This is a genomic window from Streptomyces californicus (assembly GCF_000717645.1).
In the GTDB taxonomy this organism is placed as follows: Bacteria; Actinomycetota; Actinomycetes; order Streptomycetales; family Streptomycetaceae; genus Streptomyces; species Streptomyces californicus.
In genome coordinates, this window is record NZ_JNZZ01000061.1 from 1 (window position 1) to 4,435 (window position 4,435).

Consider the following 4,435-nt stretch of genomic DNA (forward strand, 5'->3'; position numbering starts at 1 on the left):
CCCCTCGACCCCACCGCACTCACCAACGCCCTCACCGAGCACCCCCGCCCCCACCTCGTCGTCGCCACCGCCGGCACCACCGACACCGGCGCCATCGACCCCCTCGACACCATCGCCGACCTCTGCACCACCCACGGCGCCGAACTCCACATCGACGCCGCCTACGGAGGCCCCCTCCTCCTCAGCCCCACCCACCGCACCCTCCTCCACGGCCTCCACCGCGCCCACAGCGTCACCCTCGACCTCCACAAACTCGGCTGGCAACCCGCCTCCGCCGGACTCCTCGCCGTACCCGACCACCACCACCTCACCCCCCTCCACCACCACGCCCCCTACCTCAACGCCGGCGACGACACCGAAGCCGGCCTCCCCGACCTCCTCGGCCGCTCCCTGCGCACCACCCGCCGCCCCGACGCCCTCAAGATCGCCGTCACCCTCCACGCCCTCGGCCGCGACGGACTCGCCGACCTCATCGACCGCACCATCACCACCGCCCACCACCTCGCCGACCTCATCACCACCACCCCCGGCCTCGACCTCTACCAGCGCCCCACCATCAGCACCGTCCTCTTCCGCCCCACCGGCGCCACCGACCACACCGTCGCCACCATCCGCCGCACCCTCCTCAACCGCGGCCACGCCGTCCTCGGCCGCACCCACACCGCAGGCCACCTCTGGTTCAAAGCCACCCTCCTCAACCCCCACACCACCCCCCACGACCTCAGAACACTCCTCGACCTCGTCACCCACGCCACCACCGAACTCCTCACCCCCACCACCCACCCCACGGAAAGCGACACCCCGCGATGACCGACCGGCCCACCCCCGAACCCGACCAGCCACACGACCTCGTCGGCATCGGCATCGGCCCCTTCAACCTCTCCCTCGCCGCCCTCGCCCACGCCATCCCCGCCGCCCCCGGCACCCGCCGCCCCCTCGCCGCGACCTTCTACGAACAACGCCCCGCCTTCCACTGGCACCCCGGCCTCCTCCTCGACGGCGCCAGCCTCCAAGTCCCCTTCCTCGCCGACCTCGTCACCCTCGCCGACCCCACCAGCCCCTGGAGCTTCCTCAACTACCTCCGCACCCGCGACCGCCTCTTCCCCTTCTACTTCGCCGAGCGCTTCCACATCCAACGAGCCGAATACGACGCCTACTGCCGCTGGGTCACCGAACAACTCCCCGGACTCCACTTCGGCCACCAGGTCGACGCCGTCCGCTGGAACACCGACCGCGCCCTCTTCGAAGTCGACTTCACCCAGATCGACCGCGACGGCGAAGCCGAAGCCCTCGGCCGCGCCTACGCCCGCCACATCGCCCTCGGCATCGGCACCGAACCCTTCGTCCCCGACCCCCTCAAACCCCTCGCCGAAGCCGAAGGCGTCCCCGTACTCCACTCCGCCGACTATCTCCGCCACCGCGACCGCCTCCTCACCGCCGGCCACATCACCGTCATCGGCTCCGGCCAGTCCGGCGCCGAGATCTTCCTCGACCTCCTCCGCGCCCGACCCGAAGGCGCCGAGAACCTCCACTGGCTCGCCCGCACCCAGGCATTCGCCCCCATGGAGTACTCCAAACTCGGCCTCGAACACTTCACCCCCGACTACAGCCGCTACTTCCACGCCCTCCCCGAAACCGCCCGCGACGAACTCGTCCCCCGCCAATGGCAACTCCACAAAGGCATCGACGCCGACACCATCGCCGCCATCCACGACGAGCTCTACCGCCGCACCCTCCACGGCGGCTGGCCCGACGCCACCCTCACCCCCGGCGTCCACGTCCGCACCGCCGGACGCCTCACCGACACCCGCGTCGAACTCCACCTCGAACACACCCAGCAAGGCATCCGCACCCGCCTCGCCACCGACGCCGTCATCCTCGCCACCGGCTACCGCGAACGCCCCCTCGACGCCGTCCTCGGCGGCCTCACCCCCTACCTCAGCCGCGACGCCTCCCACCGCCCCCGCATCGACGACCAGTACCGACTCGTCCTCGACCCCACCGTCACCGGACACGTCTACGTACAGAACGCCGAACGCCACACCCACGGAGTCGGCGCCCCCGACCTCGGCCTCGCCGCCTGGCGCAGCGCCACCATCCTCAACAACCTCACCGGCGCCAACCCCTACCCCCTCCCCGAACGCACCGCCTTCACCACCTTCGGCCTCACCCCCCAGCACCCCGCCATCCCCACCCAGACCCCGGCCCACCACCACCTGACCCGGACCCACTAGAACCCGCCCGGACGACGAACGGCCCGGGCCCCCACCAAGGAGACCCGGGCCGAACGACCACACCACGCGACACACAGCACCACCGGCGCCGCCGAAACCACTGCCACGGCACCAGAAACCGGCACCACCGGCACCACCGGCACAGCGGCAACACCGGCACCACATCACAACCGGCGTCAACCGAGAACAAGCACTACGGGAAAACCGGCGACCCCCCACGCGTCAACCGCCACCCCACCGAAGCGAACGCCGCCGGATCCACCGACCCCTTCTCCCGCACCCACCCGATGATCGTGTTCCGGATCTCGTCCGAATCCGCCCACACCTGCCGCGCACCCGGCACATGCGGGAAATTCCCCCCACCCGACGCCCGATAATTGTTCACCGCCAACACGAACCGCGCCGCCGGATCGATCGCCTTCCCCTCGAACGACAACCCCACGATCCGCGAACCCACCGGCTGCGCGATATCGACGTCATACGTCACACCCGACACCGCGTCGTAGTTGTAATCCGGAATACCATCCGCATTCGTCAACTTCGCTGTATCCACCGGACCACCCGCAGGCGTCCGCACGTAATACCGCGCCGAATACTCCAGGTAATCCTTCACCTGCGCACCCGTGATCAGCCGCGCCTCCAACGTGTTCTCGAACGGATACAACCCCGCCGCATCCCTGATCGTCACATCACCCGCCGGAATCCCCGCCGTACGCGAGAAACACGACGCCTGCGACAACACCGGCAACCCCGCGAACTCCCCACCCGCCAAGCCCGCCCGCACCGTCTCCGTCTGCACCTGATTGATCAGATCGATGATCGGCTCGTCCCTCCACGGCGCGTCCGCCGTCGACATCGCCACCACCGACGTACCGATCACCTGGTTGACGTACTCCACCACCTTCCGGTGCTCCCGGCGCAGCAACGACGTCACCTTCGGATCCTCCGGCACCGTGTTGGAATTCAGCACCCGGGAACCCGCCTTCTCCACCGCCCAACGGCCCCGCTCCCACACCAGATCGAAGTCGAACAACGTCAACCGCTGCCCCCACTTCGCCGGCTCCGACAACACCACCCGCTTCCCCGTCACCTCGTTCGTCACGAAGTGCTCGGCGATCTCCACATGCGCGTGCCCCACCAGAATCGCGTCGATCCCCGGCACCCGCTCCGCCACCAGAGCCGCCGCGTTCTCCACGTACGGCAACTGATCACCCCACGACGACGTCCCCGACGAACCCGAATGCGCCGACACGATCACCACATCCGCACCCATCGACCGCAGCTTCGGCACCCACTTCGCCGCCTGCTCCTCCAGACCCGGGAACACCATCTTCCCGCCCACATTCGCCTTGTCCCAGATCGCGATCCCCGGATTCGTCAACCCCAGCACCGCCACCCGCACATCACGCCCGCACGGCGTCCGCATCCGCCTGACCACATACGGCGCGAACGCCGGCCGCAACGTCTTCGCGTCCAACGCGTTCGCCCCCAGCAGCGGAAAATCACACTGCTCCTCGAACTTCCGCAGCACCGGAATCCCGTAGTTGAACTCGTGATTCCCCAGCGCCGCCGCGTCGTACCCGATCGCGTTCATCGCCCGCGCCATCGGATGCACCGGGCCACGCCGCGCCGTGATCGGATCGACCTTCGCGTAGTAGTACGACAACTGCGTGCCCTGGATCGTGTCACCCGCGTCGATCAACAGCGTGTTCCGCCGTCCCTTCTCCCGGCGCACCCCGTTCACCAACGTCGAGATCTTCGCCAGGCCGACATCGTTGCGGGCGGCGTCGTCGTACTCCCTGTCCGTGAAGTAGTCCCAGTTGAAGACGTTCCCGTGCAGATCCGTCGTCCCCATCACCGTGAACGAGTACCGCTCCGCCGGACGCCCGTGACCATGCCCGCGCCCCCTCGCCTCCGCCGCACCCGCCGACCCCACGACCGCACCGCCCGCCATCGCCACACCCGCACCGGCAGCAGCCGAACGGCCCAGAAGCGTCCTACGGTTCAACGGCATCTCTTCACTCCTCGTTCAGTACGGCAACGCGCGTAGATTCTGGCCGAGCAACCCCCCACCGCAACACCCCGCACAGGTTTCGATCCGATGACCACCCGACATCCACACCACACCACCACCCGTCGTGCCACAGTGAACGCATGACCGAAACCCCCACCACCGCCCCCCACCCCTCCCACGCCACCCC

The 4,435-nt window shown here is 68.9% G+C and carries 3 protein-coding genes; 2 read left to right on the forward strand and 1 reads right to left on the reverse strand.

What is annotated here, in order from left to right:
* Nucleotides 1-810: pyridoxal phosphate-dependent decarboxylase family protein (locus IF19_RS0134140; protein ID WP_032788736.1), on the forward strand; the 810-nt coding region annotated here is incomplete at its 5' end.
* A complete protein-coding gene (locus tag IF19_RS0134145; protein ID WP_030114393.1) occupies nucleotides 807-2,234 on the forward strand; it encodes a lysine N(6)-hydroxylase/L-ornithine N(5)-oxygenase family protein in 1,428 nt (475 codons plus the stop codon). The genes IF19_RS0134140 and IF19_RS0134145, both read left to right, overlap by 4 nt.
* A gap of 193 nt (nucleotides 2,235-2,427) precedes the next feature.
* On the opposite strand, the gene IF19_RS0134150 is transcribed toward IF19_RS0134145, so the two are convergent.
* A complete protein-coding gene (locus IF19_RS0134150; RefSeq protein WP_030114394.1) occupies nucleotides 2,428-4,248 on the reverse strand; it encodes a bifunctional metallophosphatase/5'-nucleotidase in 1,821 nt (606 codons plus the stop codon).
* Nucleotides 4,249-4,435: the final 187 nt, after the last annotated feature.